The organism is Bacillus sp. FSL H8-0545 (assembly GCF_038006105.1).
GTDB lineage: Bacteria > Bacillota > Bacilli > Bacillales > Bacillaceae_G > Bacillus_A > Bacillus_A cereus_U.
The window spans coordinates 3,732,469-3,758,168 of record NZ_JBBOUO010000001.1 but is presented as its reverse complement, the minus strand read 5'-3'; the positions used below and the strand labels follow the sequence as shown (position 1 = coordinate 3,758,168).

The window sequence follows — 25,700 nt, the reverse complement described above, 5'->3', positions numbered from 1 at the left end:
GATGTCCATTGATGTTGGATTAATATTTCAAATCGCCGGAATCGGCATTGTTTTAGCTTTCATTCATACTGTACTAAAAGAATTAAAGCGAGAGGATATTGCGAATTGGGTTATCCTTGTCGGTTTTGTCGTTATTTTGTTTCATGTTGCATTTTTAATTAATACTCTATTCGACAAGATTAAAAGTGTCTTTCTCTTCCAGTAAAGGAGGCGGTTCGAATCGAAATTATACAAATTGTCGGATTAGGCCTCGTTGCTACATTTTTAGCTGCTGTTTTAAATCAGCATAAATCTAGTATTACATCGTTATTTATTGTGTTCATTGGTAGCATGATGTTTCTTCTCTTAATCGATCAAATTCATTCTATTTTACAAATGATTGAGAGAGTGGCGAGTGAAGCGAAGGTTAGCAACGTATATGTAGAAACGTTATTGAAAATTATAGGGATTGCTTATATCGCTGAGTTTGGTGCGCAAATTACAAAGGATGCTGGTCAAGGTGCAATCGCTTCGAAAATTGAATTAGCTGGAAAAATCTTAATTCTCGTCATGGCAATTCCTATTTTGACGGTTGTAATTGAAACAATTCTTGGTTTTTTACCTACGGGATAAGGGGGAGTGAATGTTGAGGAAGTTTGGAGCTAAGCTATTATTTGCTTGCTTCCTTTTCTTTTCTTTACCGATTGTTGTACAAGCTTCTCCTATAGAAACAAACGTCGTTGATCAACAATTGGATAAGCTCGGAATTGAAGATGTGAAGCAATTTTGGGACGGGCTTGTTACAAAGTATGGAGGCTATTTACCAGAGAGTCAAAAAGGAAGCTTTATGGAGTTTGTAAAGGGAGAAAAAGAGTTCTCCATAAAAGAGTGGATGATAGGTCTACTAAAATATTTATTTCACGAGCTTGTTGCAAATGGAAAGTTACTTGGAACGCTCATTATGCTAACGATTTTCAGTGCATTGTTGCAATCGTTGCAATCTGCTTTTTCAAAGAGTAGCGTGAGTAAAATCGCTGATGCAGTCGTATACATGGTACTTATTATTTTCGCTTTAAATAGTTTTTATGTCGTCATGACATATGCAAGAGAGACGATACAAACAATGGTAGATTTCATACTAGCGTTATTACCAATTTTACTTGCACTCATAGCAACAGGTGGTGGTGTTGTTTCTGTATCGTTTTTTCATCCAATCATCATTTTCTTAATGAATACGAGTGGGCTTCTTATGAACTATATCGTTCTACCACTTTTATTACTTGCAACTATATTAAGTATTGTAAGTACGATGAGTGATCAATATAAAGTTACGAAATTGTCCAAGCTTTTGCAAAACGTTAGTGTAGGGATTATTGGTATCTTTTTGACGGTTTTTTTAGGTGTATTATCTGTACAGGGAACAGCGTCAGCCGTTGCTGATGGTATAGCTGTGAAAACGGCTAAATTTGTAACAGGAAACTTCATTCCTGTAGTAGGAAGGATGTTTACTGAGGCGGCGGATACTGTTATTAGTGCATCTGGATTATTAAAAAACACAGTCGGAATTATCGGGCTTGTTATTTTATGCTTAATTGTCGCTTTCCCAGCGATTCAAATTTTTTGTATCGCGTTTATTTATAAATTCGCAGCAGCAGTATTGCAACCAGTAGGCGGAGGAGCAATTATTCAATGCTTAGATATCATTGGACGAAGTATCATTTACGTATTTGCTTGCTTAGCTATCGTATCATTTATGTTCTTTTTAAGTATCACAATTATTATTGCTGCCGGGAACATTACTCTCATGATGCGGTAGGAGGTGAAGAGTGTGCAATTTGTTACAGAGTGGATTAGAAATATTATCGTTTTTTTACTCTTAGCGACAATGCTTCATCTTATTCTTCCAAATTCAAATTTGCAAAAGTACGTTAAATTCGTTGTAAGTCTATTGTTAGTCGTATTAATTTTAACGCCTCTATTTAAGTTGTTACAAACAGATGTAAATGAAGTTATCGCAAATTTCAATGAAGAAAAGTACGTAGCAGATGGATCTGTAAAAAATTTGATAGATTCGAAGAAAAAAGAAATACAAGCTCTAACACGTGCATATAGTTTAGAAGAGATGGCTACCAAAATGAAAAAAGACGTAGGAAAAGAGTTTGAGAAAAAGTATGGTATGACAGTCTCTGAAATACAAATAGTCGCAGTGGAAAGTGCAGAAGAAGTAAAGTCAGCGAAAGATATTCAATCTGTTGTTGTGACGTTGAAAGAAAAAGAACGTAGTAAAAATGATGCAATCGAAACAGTAAAGCCAATTGAAATTAATATGAAAGAACCTCCAAAAAAAATAGAAGAAACGAATGTAGAAATGAAAGGTTTCTTTTCAAGCAGGTGGCAACTAGAGGATAAACAAATCCAAGTTCAGACGGAAGGGAGGACAGGTAGCGTAAATGGACAATAAAGATAAAAATTCGAGGTTCTCATTTTTTCGAAACCTATTAAATGGGGATGGAAAAGAAAGTAATGAGAAGGGGAAAAAGGTAACACCTAAGTTTTTGCTTGTCCTACTCATACTTGGGATTGCGCTTATGTTTTCTAGTAATTTCTTATCACCTAAAAAAGAAGAAGTGCCTGTGTTTAAAGAAAAGACAAGTCAAAGCCAAGATAAAGATGTACCAACTTTCGGTCAAAAAAACAATGATAATATGTCAAATGTAGAAAAATACGAAAAAGCGTATGAACAAGAATTGAAAGCTTCTTTAGAAGAGATAGCCGGAGTAAAAGACGTAACTATTAAAGTGAACTTAGATTCATCTGAAGAAAAAATACTCGAGAAAAATACAGTAAAACGTTCACAAACGACAGGTGAAACTGATAAAGCAGGCGGTGAAAGGGAAGTAGAAGACGAGTCTCTTGATGAAAAGACAGTCATTATACGTGAAGGTGATAAAGAAACTCCAATTGTTTTGCGAACAGAGAAACCGAAAGTACGAGGTGTTCTGGTCGTAGCAAAGGGAGTGGATAATATACAAATAAAAGCAATGGTAAAAGAAGCTGTGACGCGATTATTAGATGTACCAGCTCATCGCGTTTCAGTATCACCGAAAAATGGATAGGGAGGAAATAAAGTGTTAAAAAAACAAACGGTTTGGCTATTAACGATGTTAAGTTTAGTGGTTGTGCTATCTGTTTATTACGTAACAACTCCTGATAAAATGAATACAGCAGCACCGGCAACGGGTGAAAAGATGGGACAAGAAAAGCAAGGTGCTGATAAAGCAGTTACAAAAGAAACAACGAAAGAAACTACAAATAAAGAGACAACAAAAGAAAATACAAGCAAGGAAACTACAAATAAAGAAACAGACAAAAAAGAGAATGACAAAAAAGAAACAAGTAAAAAAGATGCTAACGTAACAGTTCAATCAAGTGATGAGAATTTCACAGCTTTACGTATGCAAATGGAAGATCAGCGTAGTGCAGATAAAGAAAAATTACAAGGTGTAATGAATTCATCAAAATCTTCAGCAGAAGAAAAGAGTAAAGCGAAAGATAATCTAGATGCAATCACTACAATGGAAACGAAACAAGAATTACTTGAAACAGTGATTAAGTCTCAAGGTGGATATAAAGACGCTCTTGTAAGAGCTGATGGAACTGACATTAGAGTGACAGTTAAAGCGGCAAAGCATTCACAAAAAGAAGCGAATAAAATTATTCAGCTTGTAAGAAGTGAAGGCGGCTCAAAAGATGTAGGAGTAAAATTTGATCCGGCAACAAAATAAAGTGAAACTTTAATCCGTGGGGAGGTTTCCATCCCTATGGATTTTCTTAAACCAGTTAGATAAAAGAATAATAGAAAAAAGCTATCGTTTTCGATAGCCTTTTTCTATTTCATCTTTGCAGTTGTATTTAGTATTTTCAATTGGAAACGGGGAAATACGCTGTGAGTAAAAGATTAATGGTTCATGATGATGGTGATTACTTTTTCCAGATTTGACGTGGATGAAGAGGACCAATGCCCAAATCACTACGGCAGGCAAGAACAGGATGAGCCATATCATATGTCCGCACCTCACTACAATAAATTTTCTACACTTTGAACATACTATTCTTTTATGAAGGAAGAATGAACGGCACGTAAACAAAAAAATAATATTTGGTAAAAATATGTTTTTTTACCGTAGATAAAATGAAGAATGCTGAGGGAATTACGTTTTTATACTGTACAGTTTTGAAAAAGTAAAGAATGTTTTTTAGGAAGTGGTCTTGCCAATTTTGTGTGAAACTTGGTATTATTACTAGGTAATAATTTTTTGGTGGAATAATATTTTTACAGGAATTTCGATTTATAATAAAGAAATATAAATTGGAATGTTTAAAAAATTTAGCGTAAGATGGGAATAGTAAATATTTCTATTAGTAAATGTCATAGGAATAAATTTTCTAATAGAATACATCGTATTTTTACAGTAAATCAATTTGATGCCAATCTGTAAAAACGGGACAAACAAGAGTATGGGAGTGGATTTTACATGTTTAAAATTCAAGAAGTTCGTGAATTAATTAAATTAATTGATAGCTCTAATATTGATGAATTTGAATACAAAAAAGACGGTACAACAATCAAAATGAAAAAACGTGGTAATGAAGTTGTTGCTGTGCAAGCACCGGTAGCGAAACAGGTAGTACAACCAGCAGCATCTGTTGAAGTAGAAACAACAGTAGCGGCAGCGCAAGTAGAAGTGCAAAAACAAGAAGAAGAGAAAGCTGTTCAAAATGAAAACCTACATAAAATCACATCACCGATGGTAGGGACATTTTATTCCTCTTCTTCGCCTGATACACCTCAATATGTAAGTGTTGGGGACAGAGTATCGAAAGATTCTATCGTATGTATTGTTGAAGCTATGAAATTATTTAATGAAATTGACGCAGATGTAGAGGGCGAAATTGTTGAAATTCTTGTTAATAACGGACAGCTTGTTGAGTATGGACAACCGCTATTTCTTGTAAAAGCGTAATAAGGGAGTCTTTGTGATGATAAAAAAAGTATTAATAGCCAATCGTGGAGAAATTGCTGTACGAATTATTCGCGCTTGTAAAGAAATGGATATTGAAACAGTTGCAATTTATTCTGAAGCAGACAAAGAGTCACTTCATGTGCAAATTGCAGATGAAGCGTATTGTGTTGGACCAACGATTTCGAAAGAAAGCTATTTAAATTTGACGAACATTATTAGCGTTGCAAAATTGACAGGTTGTGATGCAATTCATCCGGGATACGGATTTTTAGCAGAGAATGCAGATTTTGCAGAATTATGCCGTGAGTGTAACTTGATTTTTATCGGTCCAAGCCCGGAAGCTATTTCAAAGATGGGCACAAAAGACGTTGCACGTGATACAATGAAAGAAGCAGGGGTTCCGATTGTACCAGGTTCACAAGGGATTATTAAAAATACCGAAGAAGCGATCGAGCTTGCTAATCAAATTGGATATCCAGTTATTATTAAAGCGACTGCAGGTGGCGGCGGAAAAGGTATTCGTGTTGCGCGCCATGAAGAAGAGCTTGTAAAAGGAATTCAAATTACACAGCAAGAAGCCAGTACCGCTTTTGGGAACCCTGGTGTATACTTAGAGAAGTACGTTGAAGATTTCCGCCATGTTGAGATTCAAATAATGGCAGATACACATGGAAATGCCATTCATTTAGGAGAGCGTGATTGTACAATTCAGCGCCGTCTGCAAAAACTATTAGAAGAAAGTCCATCACCTGCACTTGATGAGAATATTCGCAAGCAAATGGGTGACGCAGCAGTTAAAGCGGCGGTAGCGGTTGATTATACAGGTGCTGGTACGGTTGAGTTTATTTATGAATATAAAACGAAAAGCTTTTATTTCATGGAGATGAATACGAGAATCCAAGTTGAACATCCAGTTACTGAAATGGTAACAGGGATGGATTTAATTAAAGAACAAATTCTTGTTGCTTCTGGAGAAAAGTTATCGTTACAGCAAGAAGAAGTACAATTTAATGGTTGGGCAATGGAATGTCGAATTAATGCGGAAAACCCTGCCAAAAAATTTATGCCATCTCCAGGTAGAGTAGAAATGTACTTACCACCAGGCGGATTTGGTATTCGCGTCGATTCAGCTGTATATCCGGGATATTCAATACCACCTTTCTATGATTCGATGGTTGCTAAATTAATTGTTCACGGAAAAACACGTGAAGAGGCAATTGCAAAAATGAAGCGAGCGCTCAGTGAGTTTGTCATTGAAGGCGTACATACAACAATCCCGTTCCATTTGCAATTGTTAGATCATCCTGATTTTGTAAAAGGTGAGTTTAACACGAAATTTTTGGAAGAGCATGAACTTGTGACGCAGTGATACATTAAAGGAGGTTTTTTTCATGGCTGAACATATGTTAGATATGGGTCAAGATACAACTCTTGGAAAAGTAGAAATTGCACCAGAAGTAATCGAAGTAATTGCAGGTATTGCAGCTGCTGAAGTAGAAGGTGTAGCTGCAATGCGTGGTAATTTTGCTACAGATGTTGTTGAGAAGTTAGGTAAGAAAAATCATGGTAAAGGTGTAAAGGTTGAATTAGAAAACGAAGATATTATTGTTGACCTTTATGTTGTGATGTATTTTGGTGTAGCAATTCCGGTTGTTGCACAAAAAATTCAAGACAATATTCGCCAAGCACTCTTTACAATGACAGGACTTGAGCCAAAAGAAGTGAACGTTCACATCGTTGGCGTAACATTCGAAACACAAAAAACAGAAATCGAACCAGTGTAAGAGTGAAAAAAGGTGCCTAGTAAAATAGGCATCTTTTTTATCGTTTCATTTCTTCACAAATTAAAACCCTCAAATTATTATACTATTTTAAAAAATAAGAAATATAAAACGGGATGTTTCATTTTTCCAAAAAACGTACATTGTGATAAGATATGGAACTTGAAGTTAATCTTTTTATTATTTTTCAGCCTTGTACCCCGTGTGTGAAACGATAAATTGTGTTATTATCATTGTATTATAAGGTTGGAAAATCAATGAAAACTGCAAGAGTAAGTGAATTGACGGCTTATAAATTATAATAATATAACAAAACATAAGGAAAGACTTGAAGTATAAAGGAGAGTTACAATGAAACGTAGGACGGCTAGAGAAAGAGCAATGCAAGCATTATACCAAATGGATATTACAGGTGAATTAGAACCGAAAGTAGCGGTGGAAAATACGCTAGATGAAGGCGAAGAAACAAATGAGTTTCTAGAATCACTTGTTGTAGGATTTGTAGACAACAAAGAAGAGATTGACGCAGCAATTCGTCAAAATTTAAAAAAGTGGAAGCTTGAGCGTATTAGTATTGTTGATCGCAGTATTTTACGTGTAGCTGTGTGTGAGATGAAATACATGGAAGAAATTCCGCACAATGTAACAATTAACGAAGCAATTGAAATCGCGAAAACATTTGGGGATGAGGAATCTCGTCGTTTTATTAACGGCGTTTTATCTAATATAAAAGATACACTGTAATTTCTTTAAGGGGGAAACTTAAAATGGTAGCAGTAATCATCAAAGGAAATGAAGTTGCGGAGAAAAAACGAGCACAATTAAAAGAAGAAGTTGTGAAGTTAAAAGAGCAAGGGATTGTACCAGGATTAGCAGTTATTTTAATTGGAGAAGATCCAGCATCTCGTTCTTATGTAAAAGGAAAAGAAAAAGGCTGTGAGCAAGTAGGAATCTATTCAGAGCTAATTGAACTTCCTGAAACGATTACCGAGGAGCGTTTGCTTGCTGAAATCGATCGCTTAAATGGAGACGACCGCATTAATGGTATATTGGTACAATTGCCTTTACCAAAACATATTGAAGAAAAAGCTATCATTGAAAGAATTTCACCGGAAAAGGATGTAGATGGATTTCACCCAATCAGCGTAGGACGTATGATGACGGGACAAGACACATTCCTTCCATGTACACCGCATGGCATTTTAGAATTAGTAAAAGAAACGAATCTTGATATTTCTGGAAAGCATGTTGTTGTAATTGGAAGAAGTAATATTGTTGGTAAACCAGTGGGGCAACTGTTTTTAAATGAAAATGCAACTGTCACATATTGTCATTCTAAGACGCAAAATATAGAAGAATTATCGAAGTTAGCTGATATTTTAATCGTAGCCGTTGGACGACCGAAAATGGTAACAGCTGACTATATTAAAGAAGGTGCGGTTGTAATTGATGTTGGTGTTAACCGTTTAGAAACAGGCAAACTTTGTGGTGATGTTGATTTTGACAATGTATTAGACGTTGCAGGTTACATTACGCCTGTGCCAAAAGGAGTCGGCCCAATGACTATTACAATGCTTCTTCACAACACTGTGGAGTCTGCAAAGCGTGCAGGAGTTGTTTGTCAATAATTTGAATCGGCTATGAGGAGAGAGCAATGGAGAAACAATATTTAACCGTTACAGCATTAACACGCTATATTAAAACAAAAATAGAGTATGATCCGCATTTACAGTCTGTTTGGTTAAAAGGAGAAATTTCCAACTTTAAATATCATAGTCGTGGTCATATGTATTTTACATTGAAAGATGAAAATGCAAGAATTGCAGCGGTTATGTTTGCGGGTCATAATCGTAACATTAAATTCAGACCGGAAAATGGAATGAAAGTACTTGTAAAAGGAAAGATTTCTGTTTACGAGGCGAGTGGTTCTTATCAAATTTATATTCAAGACATGCAGCCTGATGGAGTTGGAAATCTTCATTTAGCTTATGAACAATTAAAAGTCCGATTAGAAGAAGAAGGGCTGTTTTCTCAAGTTTATAAGCGTCCAATCCCTGCATATGCAAAAACAATCGGTGTTATAACGTCGCCAACAGGAGCAGCAATTCGCGATATTATAACAACAATTAAACGTCGTTATCCAATTGGAAATGTTATTGTGTTTCCTGTACTTGTACAAGGGGAGTCAGCGGCTCCCTCAATTGTACAAGCAATTCGTACAGCGAATGAAATGGGAGATATTGATGTTTTAATTGTTGGACGTGGTGGAGGCTCTATTGAAGAATTATGGGCCTTTAATGAGGAAGTAGTTGCAAGAGCAATTTTTACAAGTGAGATTCCGATTATTTCAGCTGTAGGTCATGAAACGGATTTTACAATCGCAGATTTTGTCGCGGATTTACGTGCACCAACACCGACTGCAGCAGCTGAGCTGGCGGTACCTAACATTATAGAGTTACAAGAAAAGGTATTACAAAGAACTCTGAGATTGCAAAGAGCAATGAGAGAGAGAGTACATAAAAAAGAAGAAAAACTGCAAGTGTTACAAAAATCTTATGCGTTCCGTTATCCAAGGCAAGTGTACGAGCAAAAAGAAGAGCAGTTAGACAGAGCTCTTGAACAACTTGTTTTAGCGAAAGAGCGTTATATAGATAAAAAAGTAAATCAATTAAAGCAACTTTCATTTTATTTAGAAAAGCACCACCCATCTCGAAAAATTATACAAACGAAAACGGCAATTGAAACGTTGCAAAAGCAGTTGCAACGTGAAATGCAAACGTTACTTCAAACGAAGGAATTCGTATTTGTGAGAGCGGCTCAAAAGCTTGAAGTATTAAGCCCGCTTAAAGTAATGATGAGAGGGTACGGGCTTGTATACGATGAAGAGAAACAAGTATTAAAAAGCGTGAAAGATGTTAGCCTTGGAGATGCTGTTTCGGTTCAATTACAAGATGGAATACTAGATTGTAGCGTATCAAGCATAGAGGAGCGTGAATTGAATAATGGAAAATAAGTTAAGCTTTGAAGAAGCAATTTCGCAGCTTGAGCATCTCGTTTCTAAGCTTGAACAAGGTGATGTACCTTTAGAGGAAGCAATTTCTTATTTTAAAGAAGGCATGGAATTATCTAAGCTTTGTGATGAGAAATTGAAAGATGTACAAGAACAAATGGCAGTTATCCTTGGAGAAGATGGAGAGCTTAAACCGTTTACTGCTTTAGGAGATGAAGCATAGTGACACATATAGCTTTTGATGCTTTTTTGAAAGAGAGTAAAACTTTCGTAGAAGAAAATCTTGTAAGCTATGCAAATGAATTACAATGTCCAAATGTGCTTCGTGAAGCGATGGCATATTCTTTGGAAGCGGGTGGGAAACGTCTCCGCCCGTTACTTTTATTTGCAACGTTACAAGCGTTTGGGAAAGAAAGAAATCTTGGAGTGGGTGCAGCTTGTGCCCTTGAAATGATTCATACATATTCGTTAATTCATGATGATTTACCTTGTATGGATGATGATGATCTAAGACGAGGAAAGCCTACCAATCATAAAGTATTTGGTGAAGCAATGGCAGTTTTAGCAGGAGATGGTTTGTTGACATATGCTTTTCAAGTTATTATGGCATATGGGCAAAAAGAAATCTCTGCTGAAAAAAAAGTAAGACTTGTACTTGAGCTTGCGAAAGCAGCAGGACCTGAAGGAATGGTTGCTGGACAAGTGGCAGATATGGAAGCTGAAGGAAAACGACTTACAATTAATGAATTAGAGTACATCCATAAGCATAAGACAGGTAAACTGCTTGAGTTTGCTGTACTTGCAGGGGCAATACTTTCTGATGCTACAGAAGAGCAAGAAGAGAAGTTACTTGCATTTGCGAAATATATCGGTCTAGCTTTCCAAATTAGAGATGATATTTTGGATGTAGAAGGAACAGAAGAAGAGATTGGAAAACCGATTGGTAGTGATGCTTCCAACGAAAAGAGCACATATACGACGTTATTTACTGTAGATAGAGCAAAATCTATTTTAGAGGAGACAATTACAAAAGCAAAAGATTCTATTAGCTCCTTGCAATTACAAGATGAATATTTACTATCTATTTGTGATTTAATCGCAAAACGTAATAACTAATATAACAGCGTTTTCATTTGTTGAGTCATTCATCATTTTATGATATAACTGTAGGAAAAGGTTTTTCTTTTCTTGTTATTGGCAAAAATATATGTAGATTACATTGCCGTTATCACTTCGTGTTAGCGGCTATTTTTTTCATCGCGTAAAGAAATATGATGTATAATATGATAAGTGAAAAAAATGGAAGTGTTTTTTGAAAGCAGGACAAGATAAGAAGAATAGAAAGAGAATTTCTTGTGTTGTGTAAATGTTTCTTATAATATTTGACATGTTGACAGATTATGAAATGAAAGTGAGTGATCCGTGTGGATCTAACGCAAATTCAAAACCCTAGTTTTTTGAAAGATATGTCTATTAGTGAACTAGAGGGATTGAGTGAGGATATTCGTAAGTTTTTAATTGAAGAGCTCTCTCAAACAGGTGGACATATTGCACCTAATTTAGGTGTAGTAGAACTCACAATTGCTCTGCATAAATTATTTGATAGTCCGAAAGATAAGTTTTTATGGGATGTAGGACATCAATCCTATGTACATAAAATTTTAACAGGGCGTGCGAAAGAATTCGGCACATTAAGGCAGTACCAAGGTCTATGTGGTTTTCCAAAACGCTGCGAGAGTGAGCATGATGTTTGGGAAACTGGTCATAGTTCCACGTCGTTATCTGCTGCAATGGGAATGGCCCTAGCACGTGATTTAAAGAAAACGGAAGAATACGTTATACCAATCATTGGGGATGGTGCATTAACAGGCGGAATGGCTTTAGAGGCATTGAACCATATTGGACATGAAAAAACGGACATGATTGTTATTTTGAATGACAATGAAATGTCAATTGCACCAAACGTCGGTGCACTTCATAATGTACTTGGTCGTTTACGTACCGCAGGGAAGTACCATTGGGTAAAAGATGAACTAGAGTATATATTGAAGAAAATCCCAGCAGTCGGCGGGAAAGTTGCTGCGACAGCAGAGAAAATAAAAGATAGTCTAAAATATTTACTAGTATCAGGCGTCTTTTTTGAAGAATTAGGCTTTACATATTTAGGGCCGGTCGATGGGCATGATTATGAAAAGTTATTCGAAACGTTGCAATATGCAAAGAAAACAAAAGGCCCAGTACTTGTTCATGTTATTACGAAAAAAGGAAAAGGTTATAAACCAGCTGAGAGTGACGTTATTGGAACTTGGCATGGAACAGGACCGTACAAAATTGAGTCAGGTGACTTCGTTAAACCGAAGGAAGTTGCACCAGCATGGAGTGCTGTTGTTAGTGAAACAGTGCTTAAGCTAGCGAGAACGGATGAACGTATCGTTGCAATTACGCCTGCAATGCCTGTTGGATCGAAACTTGAGAAATTCCAAAAAGAATTTCCGAATCGTATGATTGATGTAGGTATTGCAGAGCAGCATGCTACAACAATGGCGGCTGGTATGGCAACGCAAGGAATGAAGCCATTCTTAGCAATTTATTCAACGTTTTTACAAAGAGCATATGACCAAGTTGTTCATGATATTTGTCGCCAAAATTTAAATGTTTTCATTGGAATAGATCGTTCTGGATTAGTTGGAGCAGACGGTGAAACGCATCAAGGTGTATTTGACATCTCGTTTTTACGTCATTTGCCGAATATGGTACTTATGATGCCGAAAGATGAAAATGAAGGACAACATTTAGTATATACAGCGATGCAATACGAAGATGGACCGATTGCTTTACGTTATGCACGCGGCAATGGACTTGGCGTTCAAATGGATGAAGAATTAAAGGCGATTCCAATTGGTACATGGGAAACGTTAAAAGAAGGCACACAAGCAGCAATTTTAACGTTTGGTACGACAATCCCGATGGCAATGGAAGCAGCTGAGCGTCTTGAACAAACTGGAGTATCAGTGAAAGTAGTGAATGCTCGCTTTATTAAACCGATGGATGAGGCATATTTACATGAGCTTTTAGGGGGAAATATACCGATTTTAACGATTGAAGAGGCTTGTTTAATCGGTGGCTTTGGAACGGGAGTAGTTGAATTTGCTTCTGAGAACGGATACCATAGTGCTTTAATTGAACGAATGGGTATTCCTGATCGCTTCATAGAGCATGGTAGTGTAACAAAACTGTTAGAAGAAATTGGTTTAACGACAGATGCTGTTGTAGACCGTATTCATACAATGATTCCATCAAAACAAAAAAGGGCGTAACAAATGAGCATAAAAAAAGAAAGAGTAGATGTACTATTAGTAGAGCGAGGACTTATAGAAACGCGTGAGAAGGCTAAACGTGCTGTTATGGCAGGTCTTGTATATGCGAATGAAATGAGACTCGATAAGCCAGGGGAGAAAATCTCGCAAGATACGGAGATTACGGTGAAAGGGCAAGTTATGCCGTATGTAAGCCGTGGTGGTTATAAGCTTGAAAAGGCATTAAAAACATTTCAACTTGATTTACAAGATAAAGTTATGATAGATATTGGTTCATCAACTGGTGGTTTTACAGACTGTGCGCTTCAAAATGGTGCGAAGTTATCCTACGCATTAGATGTAGGATATAATCAACTTGCGTGGAAATTGCGTCAAGATGAGCGTGTTGTTGTGATGGAACGAACGAACTTCCGTTACGTGACACCGGCAGATTTAGAGCGTGGTTTACCGCAGTTTGCAAGTATTGATGTTTCATTTATATCATTAAGGCTTATATTGCCGGTTTTAAAAACAATGCTTACGCCAAATGGTGATGTAGCTGCATTGATTAAACCTCAGTTTGAAGCTGGACGAGAACAAGTCGGGAAAAAAGGCATTGTTCGTGATAGAAAAGTACATGAAGCTGTCGTGGAAATGATTGTCGATTTTGCTCTTAAGGAAGGCTATAATGTCGAAGGTTTAACATTCTCACCAATTACAGGTGGGGATGGAAATATTGAATTTTTAATTCATCTAAAGTGGCACGGTGAGCGTGAGAATGGCGAAAATCATTCTCCGGTTTCTATTGAACAAGTTGTTACCGAAGCGCATAATGTTCTAAAACAAAAAGGGAAAGGGGAATAACATATGTTGTTCCTCTTTTTGTTGTAATCGTATAATTATTGTAAAAACAATTGTATACAAGTAACGGATTATACGTTAACATAAATAAATGAAGTATACCAATGTTTAAACTATGGTAAGAGATAGTGTGAGGTGCAAATGTATGAATAAAGGTCAGCGCCATATTAAAATCAGGGAAATTATTGCGAACAAAGAAATTGAAACACAAGATGAACTAGTTGATATTTTACGTAATGTGGGGTTTAATGTAACGCAAGCAACAGTATCGCGCGATATTAAAGAACTGCACTTAGTGAAGGTGCCATTACATGATGGTCGCTATAAATATAGCTTGCCAGCAGATCAACGATTTAATCCGTTGCAAAAATTAAAACGAAATCTAGTGGATTCATTTGTAAAATTAGACACGGCAGGACATATGCTTGTGCTAAAAACATTGCCTGGTAACGCTCATTCACTTGGGGCACTTATTGATCATTTAGAGTGGGATGAGATCGTCGGAACCATTTGTGGTGATGATACTTGCTTAATTATTTGCCGTACACCTGAAGATACAGGTGTTGTCTCTGATCGTTTCTTAAATATGCTGTAACAGAAAAATCTTGTTTACTTTCCTCTGTAAAGTGGAAAGTAAACAAGATATTTTTATTGGCGAAAAATATGGATTTTCAAATACAATACATTATTTTTTTTGAATGAAGTTAGAAAATAGGTGGATTGACCCGTAAAACGAATGTTTGGTACAATGGAGCGGGTTAGAAGAGTAATTTATACATACAAACATATAGTATAACTATTTGAATGAAGAATACTGAGAAAAGCCCTTAATTGGGGATTAGTTTATAACGAGGTGAATGGGGCATTGTTATCGGAATTATCGATCAGAAACTTTGCTATTATTGAGGCATTAAATATTTCTTTTCAAAAAGGTTTAACCGTTTTAAGTGGTGAAACAGGAGCTGGAAAATCCATTATTATTGATGCAATTAGTTTGCTTGTTGGTGGCCGTGGTTCAGCAGAATTTGTTCGATATGGAACAGAAAAGGCTGAGATAGAAGGATTATTCTATGTAGAAGATGCCAAGCATCCATGTATCGCAAAGGCAGAAGAGTTAGATATAGAAATAGAAGATGGCATGATTATTTTGAAGCGTGACATCGCTGCTAACGGAAAAAGTGTCTGTCGTGTAAATGGGAAACTTGTTACACTCAGCATATTAAAAGAGATTGGAAAAACGCTAGTTGATATTCATGGACAGCATGAAACACAAGATTTAATGAATGAAGAGCGTCATATGTTTATGCTTGATCATTTTGATGGAAATCGCATTGTTAAACAATTGGCCATATATCAAAATGTATATACAGACTATGAGAAGTTAAAAAAACAGCTAAAATCTTTAAGTGAAAATGAACAACAAATGGCCCATCGTCTAGATTTAATTCAATTCCAACATGAAGAAATTCGTAAGGCGGATTTAAAAATGGATGAAGAATATGAATTGACTGAGGAACGATTAAAAATCTCCAATTTTGAAAAGATTTATAAAGCATTAGGAGATGCGTATCGTTCGTTAAGTGGAGACGGACAGGGATTAGATCACGTAAGAAATGCAATGGGACAAATGGAGAGTATTACGCACTTAGATGAAGCGTATCAAGAAAATCATGATTCCATTGCAAATAGTTATTACTTATTAGAAGAAGTTGCATATCAGCTTAGAGAAAAGTTAGATATGATGGAATATGATCCGAAACGTCTAGATGAAATTGAAACACGTTTGAATGAAATCCGTATGTTAAAGAGAAAGTATGGAAATACTGTAGAAGAGATTTTAGCGTATGCTGATAAAATTGAACAAGAAATTTTTACGATTGAAAATAAAGACGTACATATTGAAACGACGAGAAAGCAGTTAACGAAATTAGAAGGTGTTATTGTAAAAGAAGCAACGTTGTTAAGTACTATGCGTCATGAGCTTGCGGATCATCTTACAAGCGCTATTCATCAAGAATTAAAAGAACTATATATGGAAAAAACGAAATTTGAAGTGAGAATTATGAAGAGGGTAGGAAATGTAGAAGAACCTCTCGTGGAAGGAACACCGGTAAAACTTACGGCGGATGGCTACGATCATGTGGAATTTTATATTTCAACGAATCCGGGTGAACCGTTAAAGCCACTTTCAAAGGTTGCTTCTGGCGGAGAGTTATCTCGTATTATTTTAGCTTTAAAAAGCATTTTTTCTAAGCATCAAGGTGTTGCATCTGTTATTTTTGATGAAGTGGATACGGGTGTGAGTGGTCGGGTTGCGCAGGCTATTGCGGAAAAAATTTATCGTGTATCAGTAAACTCGCAAGTACTTTGTATTACGCACTTACCTCAAGTAGCTTCAATGGCGGACTCGCATTTATTTATTAGAAAACAAGTAGCGAATGATCGGACGATTACATCGGTTACTGTGTTAAGTACGGATGAAAAAGTAACAGAAATTGCTCGAATGATTTCTGGTGTTGAAATTACAGATTTAACGACAGAGCATGCGAAAGAGTTACTTACGCAAGCGCATCATTTCAAACAGACAGCAGAGGCTATCCAGTAATGGATAGCTTTTTTTTCTCAAATGACGATTTCTTAATTCTTCCGGTTATAAATAAAGCACTGCAAGGAGAGATTAAAAAGTGAAGCCAAGAGGCTGAATGTGGGTAGGAGCGAGGAGAGTGAACAAATTGAAATTAGAAAGATTTCGAAAAATAATAGGTCTTTGTCTCCTTGTTTCTCTAGTTTTTATTGGATGTTTTAAACCGCTTCGAACGTTTATTTCATCGCCGAAGCAACTTGTTGTTTTTGAAGGACAACAATCAGAAATAGCATCATTACCAGTTTTTAAGGCTTCATCTACAAATCGTAATGTATTTACTGTAAGTTCAAATGAACAAGAACTTATGGTAAATTCTCACCAAAATGGTGAAGCTGATATGGTGTTTCAACTTGCTGGTTTTCCAGTGAAAAAAGTAAATGTGAAAGTATTAAAAGATTTTAAAGTTATTCCAGGTGGACAATCGATTGGTGTAAAATTGAACACAAAAGGTGTACTTGTTGTAGGCCATCATTTAATTCAAACTGAAAAGGGTAAAGTATCTCCTGGTGAAACAGCTGGTGTACAGATTGGAGATATGATTACTGAAATCAATGGTAAAACAATTGAAAGAATGAGTGATGTAGCACCATTTATTCATAATAGTGGAGAAACAGGTGAACCGCTTAATCTTGTTTTATTAAGAGATGGAAAATATATTCGTGCTAAGCTAACACCACAAAAAGACAATGGTGAATCTTCTTACCGAATTGGATTGTATATTCGTGATTCAGCAGCTGGTATCGGAACGATGACGTTTGTACATCCAGATTCTATGAAATACGGAGCGCTTGGTCATGTAATTTCCGATAATGATACAAAAAAGCCAATTCAAGTAGAAGATGGACAAATTATGCGTTCGACGGTAACGTCTATTGAAAGAGGAAGTCACGGGAACCCGGGAGAAAAATTAGCAAGATTTTCACCGGATCGTGAAGTGATTGGTAATATTACAATAAATAGCCCGTATGGTATTTTTGGGAAATTAAATACAAATATGACAAACGGCATAATGGATAAAGCAATGCCTATCGCATTATCCAATCAAGTAAAAGAAGGGCCAGCGAAAATATTAACAGTTATTGATCAAGATAAGGTGGAAGCGTTTGATATTGAAGTTGTTAGTACAGTACCACAAAAGTTCCCGGCTACAAAAGGTATGGTTATAAAAGTGACAGATAAACGTTTACTAGCAAAAACGGGTGGCATTGTACAAGGAATGAGTGGAAGTCCGATTGTACAAAATGGGAAAGTAATTGGTGCGGTTACACATGTATTTGTAAATGATCCAACGTCAGGATACGGTGTTCATATTGAATGGATGTTACATGAGGCTGGAATTAATATTTATGATCAAGAGAAAAAAGCGAGCTAATACATATTAGCTCGCTTTTCTTTTGAAAAATTCGTTGAAATTTTGTAAAAGCTCCGCAAGAGCTGTTTTTTGTTGTAAAATATAAGCAAAGGGTTGAACGTTTCGCTGTAATTCTATGATGGAATGTGTTGCGAAAGGAAAAAAATGAACGATAAACATATTTTTTTGTGATTTTATCGGAAAGTAAGAAACTTTAAAGGGAATTTTCACACAATTGTCGAACAATTCATGTAGCCTAGAAGCTTACACATGTCGGAAGAATCGATTCGGTAAGGGAGGAAAAACTGTGGAGAAAATTAAAGTATGTCTTGTGGATGATAATAAAGAATTGGTATCGATGCTAGAGAGCTATGTTGCTGCTCAGGATGATATGGAAGTTATTGGAATTGCTTACAATGGTCAAGAATGTTTAAACTTATTGAAAGAAAAGCAGCCTGATATACTCGTTTTAGACATTATTATGCCACATTTAGATGGTCTAGCTGTGCTAGAGAAAATGCGACATATTGAAAGGTTAAGACAACCTAACGTTATTATGTTGACAGCATTCGGACAAGAAGATGTGACGAAAAAAGCGGTTGATTTAGGGGCATCATATTTCATATTAAAACCATTTGATATGGAGAATTTAACAAGTCATATTCGTCAAGTTAGTGGTAAGGAAAATGCTACCATTAAACGTCCATTACCATCTTTCCGATCAGCAACAACGATTGATGGCAAACCGAAAAACTTAGATGCGAGTATTACAAGTATCATTCATGAAATTGGTGTACCCGCTCATATTAAAGGATATATGTACTTACGAGAAGCAATCTCTATGGTGTACAATGATATCGAATTACTAGGATCTATTACGAAAGTATTATATCCAGATATCGCAAAGAAATATAATACAACAGCAAGTCGTGTCGAGCGCGCAATCCGTCACGCAATTGAAGTAGCTTGGAGCCGTGGGAATATTGATTCTATTTCGTCCTTATTTGGTTATACTGTATCCATGTCAAAAGCAAAACCTACGAATTCCGAGTTCATCGCAATGGTTGCGGATAAGCTAAGACTTGAACATAAGGCTAGCTGAGATTAGTATATTCAAAATAAATTTTTTTATAAAAGATCAATGAGTTTAAAACACTCGTTGATCTTTTATTTTGTTATAAGGATAATATTGAAGTAGTATTTCATAAGAAATATGATTATGACACATTTAAAGGTGATTCATTTATTTATATGGAAAATAAAACATATATTTAGTAAGATTATCTATAAAGGGATATTTCTTGATATGATATTTGTTAGGGAATTTACTAGGGAATATTGGGAGGTTTATATGAAAAAGAAAATTTTAATTTGGATTGGATGTGCAATAGGCTTAGTTGGGCTTACTGCTGGTATAACTTATGGAATGTTAGAACTTGCAGATAATCCGGCGGACAAACAAGCTAGTGCTGAAATAGATACAAGCGAATATAAAACAGTTCCAAAAGAAAAAGAAGCGCAGTTTGGTGAGATTGGTGGCGCAAGTGCGAAACTTCAAATTACAAAAGATTCTACTGAAGAAGACTTAGTTAAAGCGATGCATAGTATGACTCACCAAAAAGTAATAGCTGAGCAAAAATGGGGAGCAATCCCGATGTCTAAAGAGAATGCTGAAAAAGTAAGAAGTATCTTAAATGAGAGTAATTTTGAAACGAAAGAAGAACTTTTAGCGATTGCTGAAAGATGGATAAACAAAGACTTTAGTAAAGTTGTGGACGATCATAACTACTTTTGGAAACTGCAAGGTGGTAATATCGGAAAAGCTACAGGAGTTATGAATCCGCTAGAAGAGCAAACTTTTTCTTTAAATAATTTTGGAGATGGAAACAGGTGAATTACACAAATCTGGAGACCTTCAATAGGTTGGAGGAAATTAAAATTTGCAATTTGTAGAAAAAGCTTCTTTATAGAGGCTTTTTATTTTGTTGTTCCATGCATTCATAATTTTAGTGGGTAAGTTATCCGTGATATAATAGATGATAATAAAAAGCCCTGCAAAACAGGACTATATTATTCTTCGTCTTTATTTTGTTTTTCTAATTCAACTAACTTTTGGATTAAAATATGCTGTGGCATATGCATAAGTTGTTCAAGTGGAACACCTAACGCTTTTGATAGGCGGACTGCAGTGTCTGGAGAAATTTGTAATGGTCTCATAGAAGTACCTCCTTTTTCGTATAGTATAGCATAAGATTGGGGGAGTGAGGATGACTCTTATATTTGCGCATCGTGGTGCGGCGGGAACGTATCCGGAAAATACAATGATTTCATTTGAAGCAGCAGAGGCTTTCGGGGCAGACGGAATTGAACTCGATGTTCAATTAACGAAAGATGGAAAAGTTGTCGTTATTCATGATGAAACTGTGAATCGAACGACGAATGGAAAAGGTGCTGTTCGAAATTATTTATACGAGGATTTATGTAAGTTAGATGCAAGTTATAAATTTAGTGAAAAAGTAGGTTTTTGTAAAATTCCTCTTTTAGAAGAGGTACTGGAGTGGCTTGGAAAAACGCAATTGCTACTTAATATTGAACTTAAAAATGATAAAATTCCATACAGAGGTTTAGAAGAAGAGGTTATAACACTTGTACGTAAGTTTAGTCTGGAGGATCGGGTTATATTTTCTTCGTTTAACCACTATAGTATGAAACGGTGCCATATGATGGCTCCTGATATTCAAACAGCTATTTTGTATCGTGAAGGTTTGCATAGCCCGTGGGCATATGCAAAAAAGATGGGTGCTACTGCAGTGCATCCGAATTATCGTTATCTTCAAGATGCCATCGCTGAATTAACGATGGAAAGTGGTGTAGAGGTTCGTCCTTACACGATAAATGAAGAAACGCTTATGCGTAAATATTTTGATATGAACATATCGGCGATTATTACTGATTATCCTGAAACAGCAAGAACTTTATTACCGATAAAAAATGAGACCTAATATGATGGTCTCATTTTTTTATCGGTATGTGAAAACGTTGTTCTATCTTCTGAAGCGGGCTTGTACTTTATTTCTCTTACGATCTCTGTGTAAGACGAAGCCGCCGAAAATATAAAACCCGAGTGCAAAGCAAAGAGCGCCGATTAAAAATTGTAACCATAATATAGGGATTGGGGAGAATAAAATCCCAAATACAGTATCTCGCATTAGTTTAATACCAAGCACGGCTAATGAAATCGGGATGAGTGCTAATGATAGAGCGAGGTAACGCTGCATACATAATGCCCCTTTTCAGATTATTTTGTTTATTTTAATGATGTTATATGAAAAGGGGGTTTGTCAAGAGATTGCTGAACGAGTAAGATAAGGATGTGAAAAATTTTGCAGAGATACTTCGAGAGGAAGTGTAATGTATGAAACAAAAGGTGCTAATTGTTGGAGCGGGTGAAGGTGGGAGTACACTGCTGAGTCTGTTACAAAATTCGAATATATTTCAAATTATAGGAGTTATTGATATTAATCCAATTGCGAAAGGATTACAAATCGCAAAGGAATATGGGACTCCGATTGGTGATAGTGTAACTCCGTTTCTTTCTATGCATATTGATGTAATGTTTGATATGACAGGTGATTATGATTTACATAAAGTTTTATTGGGCAGCAAGCATAAAGACACCCTTCTTATACCAGGGGATATTGCAAAAATTGTTACGAGACTAGCGCATGAGAAGGAAAGCTTAATTGGGAAGCTAGAAGAACAGACGCAACAAGGGAATTTAATTTTAAATTCTACGCACGACGGTATGATTGTTATAGACCAAGAGGGACAAGTTCGTCTGTTTAATAAAAGTGCAGAGCGTATTATCGGATATAAGAAAGAAGAGGCGATAGGAAAATATATTTTAGAAGTTATTCCAACGAGTAAGTTGCTTCGTATTATACGCACGAAAAAAATAGAAGTGAATCATGAACTGACGTTAGAGAATGAAAATAAGATCATTACAACGCGTATCCCGATATTAAAAGAAGATGGAGAAGTTCAAGGCGCATTTGCGATTTTTAAAGATATTACAGAAGTTGTAGATTTAGCGGAAGAAGTTACAGATTTAAAAGAAATTCAAACGCTACTTGAGGCGATTATTAACTCATCTGAGGAAGCGATTTCGGTTGTTGATGAGAAAGGAAGAGGGTTAGTTATAAACCCTGCTTATACGAAGTTAACGGGTTTAACCGAAGAGGATATTATAGGGAAGCCAGCTACAACTGATATTGTAGAAGGTGAAAGTATGCATATGAAAGTACTTCGGACGCGCCGAGCGGTACGAGGAATACATATGAAGATTGGGCAAAAAAAGCGAGATGTAATTGTAAACGTAGCACCGGTTATTGTTGATGGAATATTGAAAGGGAGCGTCGGGGTAATTCGCGATGTATCAGAAATTCAAAAGTTAACAAATGAATTGAATAGGGCAAGACAAATTATTCGAACGTTAGAAGCAAAATATTCATTTGATGATATTGTTGGTGATTCAGATGAAACGACGGCAGCTATTGAACAAGCAAAACTTGGAGCGAATACACCGGCAACAGTATTGCTTAGAGGGGAATCTGGTACGGGGAAAGAGTTATTTGCACACGCTATTCATAACGGTAGTAATCGAAAATACAATAAGTTTGTACGAGTAAACTGTGCTGCTATTTCTGAGAGCTTATTAGAAAGTGAATTATTCGGTTATGAGGAAGGCGCGTTTTCTGGAGCGAAAAGAGGCGGGAAACGAGGATTCTTTGAAGAAGCGAATAATGGAAGTGTTTTTTTAGATGAAATCGGAGAGTTATCTGCAAATACGCAAGCGAAGCTCCTTCGTGTACTACAAGAAAAAGAAATTGTGAAAGTAGGGGGAACAAAAGCGATACCTATTAATGTTCGAGTGATCGCTGCGACGCATGTGAATTTAGAAAAAGCTATTTTAGAAGGGAAGTTCAGAGAGGACTTATATTATCGTTTAAATAAAATTCCGATTCAAATTCCTTCCCTTCGTCAGCGTAAAGGAGACATACCAGCGATTGCAGAAAGGTTAATTCAAAAAATTAATCAAGATTATGGTCGTAATGTAGAAGGACTCACCGATTCAGCCGTTTCGTATTTACAATCATATGAATGGCCAGGAAATGTTAGGGAACTTGAAAATATTTTAGGACGAGCTATTATCTTTATGAATTATAACGAGATATATATTGATGTACATCATTTACCGCCTTTACATAAAGAAGAACAAGTAGAGCCGAAACAAAATAATTTATTACCTGAATTAGAAGAGAAGGCCCTTGAACACCTAGTGACAGAATTTGAGGGGAATATTATCCGTGAATATTTAGAGAAATTTGAGGGGAACAAAACGAAGACTGCAAAAGCGTTAGGAATTTCAGTTCGAAACTTATATTACAAGCTAGAGAAGTACGACTGTGCAAAAAATAGCATGCAATAAATTGCGTACCGTGCAATTTATTGCATGGTATACAAAAAGCGACAAAACGAGACAGAATATTTCGTTGTTTTCTAAAGTATTGATTTTACTGCATTTTGAATGCGTTTTCATTATTGGTAAGACCACTTTTAAAAGTTGGCACGGTATTTGCTTAATGAATAGACGAGGGACGACGGAAAGGGTTGATTACAAAATATGAAGTTAGAACACTTAATTGATCAAGCAGCAGGACAGCCTAAAAAAACTGTGGCTGTAGCAGTAGCTGAAGATCATGAAGTAATTGAAGCTGTAGCGAAAGCAATTAAGTTACAGCTAGCTCAATTTCGTCTATATGGAAATCAAGAGAAAATAATAGGGATGCTACAAGAGCATGGGTTACAAACTTCAGAACATATTGAAGTGATTGCAGCAGCGTCAAGTGCTGAGGCTGCAGAACTTTCTGTTAAATCTGTAAGCAATGGCGAAGCAGATGTACTAATGAAGGGGAACATCCCAACAGCAAATATTTTGAAAGCTGTATTAAATAAAGAGTGGGGACTTCGTAAGGGCAGCGTGCTTTCACATGTTGCAGCGTTTGAAGTTCCAAATTACGATCGTCTTATTTTTGTTACAGACGCAGCGATGAACATTGCACCTGATGTAACACAAAAAGCTGCTATTATACAAAATACTGTAGAAGTTGCCCAGGCAATAGGAATTGATTTGCCAAAGGTAGCGCCAATTGCAGCGGTAGAGGTTGTTAATCCTGCGATGCAAGCGACAATTGATGCAGCGATGTTAACTCAAATGAATCGCCGCGGACAAATTAAAAATTGTGTCGTTGATGGACCACTTGCTTTAGATAATGCAGTATCACAAATTGCAGCAGAACATAAAGGCATAGTAAGTGATGTAGCAGGTAAGGCAGACATTTTACTCGTCCCAACGATTGAAGCTGGAAATGTGCTATATAAATCACTCGTCTATTTTGCAAATGCAAAGGTAGGAGCGATGATTGCTGGCGCTAAAGCACCGATTGTTTTAACATCACGTGCTGATTCAGCAGAAACAAAAGTATATTCATTAGCATTGGCAGTTGCGACTGCTTCAAAATAAACCAAATAGGGTAAAACAATTAGGGGGAAACGACAATGACATTAGAAATCTTCGAATACTTAGAAAAATATGATTATGAGCAAGTGGTATTTTGTCAAGATAAAGAATCTGGTTTAAAAGCAATCATTGCAATCCATGATACAACACTTGGACCAGCTCTTGGTGGAACAAGAATGTGGACATATGATTCTGAAGAAGCGGCGATTGAAGATGCATTGCGTCTTGCAAAAGGGATGACATACAAAAATGCAGCAGCTGGTTTAAACTTAGGTGGTGCAAAAACAGTAATTATCGGTGATCCACGTAAAGATAAAAGCGAAGCGATGTTCCGTGCATTAGGACGCTACATTCAAGGACTAAACGGACGTTACATTACAGCTGAAGATGTTGGTACAACAGTAGATGATATGGATATTATCCATGAAGAAACTGATTTTGTAACAGGGATTTCACCATCATTCGGTTCTTCTGGTAACCCATCTCCAGTAACTGCATACGGTGTTTACCGTGGTATGAAAGCAGCTGCAAAAGAAGCGTTCGGTACAGATAACCTAGAAGGAAGAGTAATTTCTATTCAAGGTGTTGGTAACGTAGCATATCACCTATGCAAACATTTACACGCTGAAGGAGCAAAATTAATTGTTACAGATATTAATAAAGAAGCTGTACAACGTGCAGTAGAAGAATTCGGTGCAACAGCAGTTGAGCCAAATGAAATTTACGGTGTTGAATGTGATATTTACGCACCATGTGCATTAGGTGCAACAGTTAATGATGAAACTATTCCACAACTTAAAGCAAAAGTAATCGCAGGTTCTGCAAATAACCAATTAAAAGAAGATCGTCACGGCGACATCATTCATGAAATGGGTATTGTATACGCACCAGACTATGTTATTAATGCAGGTGGCGTAATTAACGTAGCAGACGAATTATATGGATACAATAGAGAACGTGCATTAAAACGTGTTGAGTCTATTTATGACACAATTGCAAAAGTAATCGAAATTTCAAAACGCGATGGCATAGCAACTTATGTAGCAGCAGATCGTCTAGCTGAAGAGCGCATCGCAAGCTTGAAAAACACTCGTAGCACATACTTACGCAACGGTCACGACATTATTAGCCGTCGCTAATCATTCATATACAACTTTTACGAAAGGTGTGGTTA

The 25,700-nt window shown here is 36.4% G+C and carries 27 protein-coding genes and 1 pseudogene; 25 read left to right on the top strand and 3 right to left on the bottom strand.

The features are described 5' to 3' along the window. The first annotated feature begins 1 nt into the window (after position 1). Genes spoIIIAC through MHI07_RS19620 form a run of 6 tightly spaced genes read left to right on the top strand, consistent with a single transcriptional unit; the run spans position 2 to position 3,764 of the window. Entirely contained in the window at positions 2-205 is a 204-nt protein-coding gene (gene spoIIIAC / locus MHI07_RS19645) for a stage III sporulation protein AC (protein ID WP_000020914.1), read from the top strand. 23 nt (positions 206-228) lie between these two features. Beyond that, positions 229-612 carry a stage III sporulation protein AD gene (gene spoIIIAD, locus MHI07_RS19640; RefSeq protein ID WP_078172833.1) on the top strand — a complete coding sequence of 128 codons (384 nt, stop codon included), beginning with the start codon at positions 229-231 and terminating at the stop codon, positions 610-612. Between the two features lie 10 nt (positions 613-622). Next, positions 623-1,795 (top strand): stage III sporulation protein AE, encoded by a 1,173-nt coding sequence (gene spoIIIAE / locus MHI07_RS19635; protein ID WP_002033983.1) that lies wholly within the window; start codon positions 623-625, stop codon positions 1,793-1,795. Positions 1,796-1,807: 12 nt separating this feature from the next. Continuing rightward, positions 1,808-2,440, top strand: coding sequence for a stage III sporulation protein AF (spoIIIAF, locus tag MHI07_RS19630; RefSeq protein WP_215579636.1), 633 nt, complete (start codon positions 1,808-1,810; stop codon positions 2,438-2,440). Continuing rightward, entirely contained in the window at positions 2,430-3,095 is a 666-nt protein-coding gene (spoIIIAG, locus tag MHI07_RS19625) for a stage III sporulation protein AG (protein ID WP_340825770.1), read from the top strand. Before spoIIIAF ends, spoIIIAG begins: the two co-directional genes overlap by 11 nt. Positions 3,096-3,107: 12 nt before the next feature. Further along, entirely contained in the window at positions 3,108-3,764 is a 657-nt protein-coding gene (locus tag MHI07_RS19620; RefSeq protein WP_002145797.1) for a SpoIIIAH-like family protein, read from the top strand. A gap of 81 nt (positions 3,765-3,845) precedes the next feature. Here MHI07_RS19620 and MHI07_RS19615 read toward each other — a convergent pair whose 3' ends face one another. Next, positions 3,846-4,043 (bottom strand): DNA recombination protein RecO, encoded by a 198-nt coding sequence (locus tag MHI07_RS19615; protein ID WP_078172836.1) that lies wholly within the window; start codon positions 4,041-4,043, stop codon positions 3,846-3,848. Positions 4,044-4,514: 471 nt separating this feature from the next. Between MHI07_RS19615 and accB the strand changes: the two genes are divergently transcribed. The 15 genes and pseudogenes from accB to MHI07_RS19540 all read left to right on the top strand — a co-directional run bounded on the left by accB (position 4,515) and on the right by MHI07_RS19540 (position 19,868). Then, a complete protein-coding gene (gene accB / locus MHI07_RS19610; RefSeq protein WP_215579634.1) occupies positions 4,515-5,003 on the top strand; it encodes an acetyl-CoA carboxylase biotin carboxyl carrier protein in 489 nt (162 codons plus the stop codon). A gap of 16 nt (positions 5,004-5,019) precedes the next feature. Further along, complete coding sequence (gene accC / locus MHI07_RS19605) at positions 5,020-6,372, top strand: acetyl-CoA carboxylase biotin carboxylase subunit (RefSeq protein ID WP_002160529.1); 1,353 nt, start codon at positions 5,020-5,022, stop codon at positions 6,370-6,372. Between the two features lie 22 nt (positions 6,373-6,394). Next, positions 6,395-6,787 (top strand): Asp23/Gls24 family envelope stress response protein, encoded by a 393-nt coding sequence (locus tag MHI07_RS19600; RefSeq protein WP_215579631.1) that lies wholly within the window; start codon positions 6,395-6,397, stop codon positions 6,785-6,787. A 348-nt stretch (positions 6,788-7,135) separates the two neighbouring features. Continuing rightward, positions 7,136-7,528, top strand: a complete 393-nt coding sequence (gene nusB / locus MHI07_RS19595) for a N utilization substance protein NusB (RefSeq protein ID WP_002067080.1) — start codon at positions 7,136-7,138, stop codon at positions 7,526-7,528. Between the two features lie 23 nt (positions 7,529-7,551). Continuing rightward, positions 7,552-8,412 (top strand): bifunctional methylenetetrahydrofolate dehydrogenase/methenyltetrahydrofolate cyclohydrolase FolD, encoded by an 861-nt coding sequence (folD, locus tag MHI07_RS19590; protein ID WP_002160530.1) that lies wholly within the window; start codon positions 7,552-7,554, stop codon positions 8,410-8,412. 26 nt (positions 8,413-8,438) lie between these two features. Beyond that, a complete protein-coding gene (xseA, locus tag MHI07_RS19585) occupies positions 8,439-9,797 on the top strand; it encodes an exodeoxyribonuclease VII large subunit (RefSeq protein ID WP_340825762.1) in 1,359 nt (452 codons plus the stop codon). Then, complete coding sequence (gene xseB / locus MHI07_RS19580) at positions 9,787-10,017, top strand: exodeoxyribonuclease VII small subunit (RefSeq protein ID WP_000428422.1); 231 nt, start codon at positions 9,787-9,789, stop codon at positions 10,015-10,017. Before xseA ends, xseB begins: the two co-directional genes overlap by 11 nt. Next, positions 10,017-10,910 (top strand): (2E,6E)-farnesyl diphosphate synthase, encoded by an 894-nt coding sequence (ispA, locus tag MHI07_RS19575; protein WP_340825760.1) that lies wholly within the window; start codon positions 10,017-10,019, stop codon positions 10,908-10,910. The genes xseB and ispA overlap by 1 nt, the downstream gene beginning before the upstream one ends. A 308-nt stretch (positions 10,911-11,218) precedes the next feature. Next, positions 11,219-13,111, top strand: coding sequence for a 1-deoxy-D-xylulose-5-phosphate synthase (dxs, locus tag MHI07_RS19570; RefSeq protein WP_078172837.1), 1,893 nt, complete (start codon positions 11,219-11,221; stop codon positions 13,109-13,111). Positions 13,112-13,114: 3 nt separating this feature from the next. Next, a complete protein-coding gene (locus MHI07_RS19565; RefSeq protein WP_215572032.1) occupies positions 13,115-13,954 on the top strand; it encodes a TlyA family RNA methyltransferase in 840 nt (279 codons plus the stop codon). A gap of 142 nt (positions 13,955-14,096) precedes the next feature. Next, positions 14,097-14,546: an arginine repressor ArgR gene (argR, locus tag MHI07_RS19560; RefSeq protein ID WP_002015076.1), complete on the top strand. Its 450-nt coding sequence runs from the start codon at positions 14,097-14,099 to the stop codon at positions 14,544-14,546. A 270-nt stretch (positions 14,547-14,816) separates the two neighbouring features. Then, positions 14,817-16,556: a DNA repair protein RecN gene (gene recN, locus MHI07_RS19555; RefSeq protein WP_016106127.1), complete on the top strand. Its 1,740-nt coding sequence runs from the start codon at positions 14,817-14,819 to the stop codon at positions 16,554-16,556. 118 nt (positions 16,557-16,674) lie between these two features. Then, positions 16,675-17,967 carry a SpoIVB peptidase gene (spoIVB, locus tag MHI07_RS19550; RefSeq protein WP_033711018.1) on the top strand — a complete coding sequence of 431 codons (1,293 nt, stop codon included), beginning with the start codon at positions 16,675-16,677 and terminating at the stop codon, positions 17,965-17,967. A gap of 286 nt (positions 17,968-18,253) precedes the next feature. Then, positions 18,254-19,048 carry a sporulation transcription factor Spo0A gene (gene spo0A / locus MHI07_RS19545; protein WP_002111741.1) on the top strand — a complete coding sequence of 265 codons (795 nt, stop codon included), beginning with the start codon at positions 18,254-18,256 and terminating at the stop codon, positions 19,046-19,048. A gap of 249 nt (positions 19,049-19,297) precedes the next feature. Next, positions 19,298-19,868 (top strand): annotated as a pseudogene (locus MHI07_RS19540) (PRK06770 family protein). A gap of 148 nt (positions 19,869-20,016) precedes the next feature. Here MHI07_RS19540 and MHI07_RS19535 read toward each other — a convergent pair. Continuing rightward, complete coding sequence (locus MHI07_RS19535; protein ID WP_001247671.1) at positions 20,017-20,163, bottom strand: YycC family protein; 147 nt, start codon at positions 20,161-20,163, stop codon at positions 20,017-20,019. A gap of 50 nt (positions 20,164-20,213) precedes the next feature. On the opposite strand from MHI07_RS19535, the gene MHI07_RS19530 reads away from it, so the two are divergent. Further along, entirely contained in the window at positions 20,214-20,948 is a 735-nt protein-coding gene (locus MHI07_RS19530; protein ID WP_002111737.1) for a glycerophosphodiester phosphodiesterase, read from the top strand. A 42-nt stretch (positions 20,949-20,990) separates the two neighbouring features. On the opposite strand, the gene MHI07_RS19525 is transcribed toward MHI07_RS19530, so the two are convergent. Beyond that, positions 20,991-21,224 (bottom strand): DUF2627 domain-containing protein, encoded by a 234-nt coding sequence (locus MHI07_RS19525; RefSeq protein WP_002111735.1) that lies wholly within the window; start codon positions 21,222-21,224, stop codon positions 20,991-20,993. A 137-nt stretch (positions 21,225-21,361) separates the two neighbouring features. On the opposite strand from MHI07_RS19525, the gene MHI07_RS19520 reads away from it, so the two are divergent. The 3 genes from MHI07_RS19520 to MHI07_RS19510 all read left to right on the top strand — a co-directional run bounded on the left by MHI07_RS19520 (position 21,362) and on the right by MHI07_RS19510 (position 25,665). Next, the gene (locus MHI07_RS19520) at positions 21,362-23,434 is read left to right on the top strand and encodes a sigma-54 interaction domain-containing protein (RefSeq protein WP_215579622.1); all 2,073 of its coding nucleotides are present in this window, start codon (positions 21,362-21,364) and stop codon (positions 23,432-23,434) included. 195 nt (positions 23,435-23,629) lie between these two features. Further along, positions 23,630-24,529, top strand: a complete 900-nt coding sequence (gene yqiS, locus MHI07_RS19515; protein ID WP_002033959.1) for a phosphate butyryltransferase — start codon at positions 23,630-23,632, stop codon at positions 24,527-24,529. Between the two features lie 35 nt (positions 24,530-24,564). After that, a complete protein-coding gene (locus MHI07_RS19510) occupies positions 24,565-25,665 on the top strand; it encodes a leucine dehydrogenase (RefSeq protein WP_002145827.1) in 1,101 nt (366 codons plus the stop codon). The last annotated feature ends 35 nt before the right edge of the window (positions 25,666-25,700 follow it).

What these genes read in the sequence shown, in the direction of transcription:
- spoIIIAC (WP_000020914.1), top strand. Translation starts at nt 2, where the DNA reads ATGTCCATTGATGTTGGATTAATATTTCAAATCGCCGGAATCGGCATT.
- spoIIIAE (WP_002033983.1), top strand. Translation starts at nt 623, where the DNA reads ATGTTGAGGAAGTTTGGAGCTAAGCTATTATTTGCTTGCTTCCTTTTC.
- spoIIIAG (WP_340825770.1), top strand. Translation starts at nt 2,430, where the DNA reads ATGGACAATAAAGATAAAAATTCGAGGTTCTCATTTTTTCGAAACCTA.
- MHI07_RS19615 (WP_078172836.1), bottom strand. Translation starts at nt 4,043, where the DNA reads ATGATATGGCTCATCCTGTTCTTGCCTGCCGTAGTGATTTGGGCATTG.
- accB (WP_215579634.1), top strand. Translation starts at nt 4,515, where the DNA reads ATGTTTAAAATTCAAGAAGTTCGTGAATTAATTAAATTAATTGATAGC.
- accC (WP_002160529.1), top strand. Translation starts at nt 5,020, where the DNA reads ATGATAAAAAAAGTATTAATAGCCAATCGTGGAGAAATTGCTGTACGA.
- MHI07_RS19600 (WP_215579631.1), top strand. Translation starts at nt 6,395, where the DNA reads ATGGCTGAACATATGTTAGATATGGGTCAAGATACAACTCTTGGAAAA.
- nusB (WP_002067080.1), top strand. Translation starts at nt 7,136, where the DNA reads ATGAAACGTAGGACGGCTAGAGAAAGAGCAATGCAAGCATTATACCAA.
- folD (WP_002160530.1), top strand. Translation starts at nt 7,552, where the DNA reads ATGGTAGCAGTAATCATCAAAGGAAATGAAGTTGCGGAGAAAAAACGA.
- xseA (WP_340825762.1), top strand. Translation starts at nt 8,439, where the DNA reads ATGGAGAAACAATATTTAACCGTTACAGCATTAACACGCTATATTAAA.
- xseB (WP_000428422.1), top strand. Translation starts at nt 9,787, where the DNA reads ATGGAAAATAAGTTAAGCTTTGAAGAAGCAATTTCGCAGCTTGAGCAT.
- MHI07_RS19565 (WP_215572032.1), top strand. Translation starts at nt 13,115, where the DNA reads ATGAGCATAAAAAAAGAAAGAGTAGATGTACTATTAGTAGAGCGAGGA.
- argR (WP_002015076.1), top strand. Translation starts at nt 14,097, where the DNA reads ATGAATAAAGGTCAGCGCCATATTAAAATCAGGGAAATTATTGCGAAC.
- MHI07_RS19535 (WP_001247671.1), bottom strand. Translation starts at nt 20,163, where the DNA reads ATGAGACCATTACAAATTTCTCCAGACACTGCAGTCCGCCTATCAAAA.
- MHI07_RS19530 (WP_002111737.1), top strand. Translation starts at nt 20,214, where the DNA reads ATGACTCTTATATTTGCGCATCGTGGTGCGGCGGGAACGTATCCGGAA.
- MHI07_RS19525 (WP_002111735.1), bottom strand. Translation starts at nt 21,224, where the DNA reads ATGCAGCGTTACCTCGCTCTATCATTAGCACTCATCCCGATTTCATTA.
- MHI07_RS19520 (WP_215579622.1), top strand. Translation starts at nt 21,362, where the DNA reads ATGAAACAAAAGGTGCTAATTGTTGGAGCGGGTGAAGGTGGGAGTACA.
- yqiS (WP_002033959.1), top strand. Translation starts at nt 23,630, where the DNA reads ATGAAGTTAGAACACTTAATTGATCAAGCAGCAGGACAGCCTAAAAAA.
- MHI07_RS19510 (WP_002145827.1), top strand. Translation starts at nt 24,565, where the DNA reads ATGACATTAGAAATCTTCGAATACTTAGAAAAATATGATTATGAGCAA.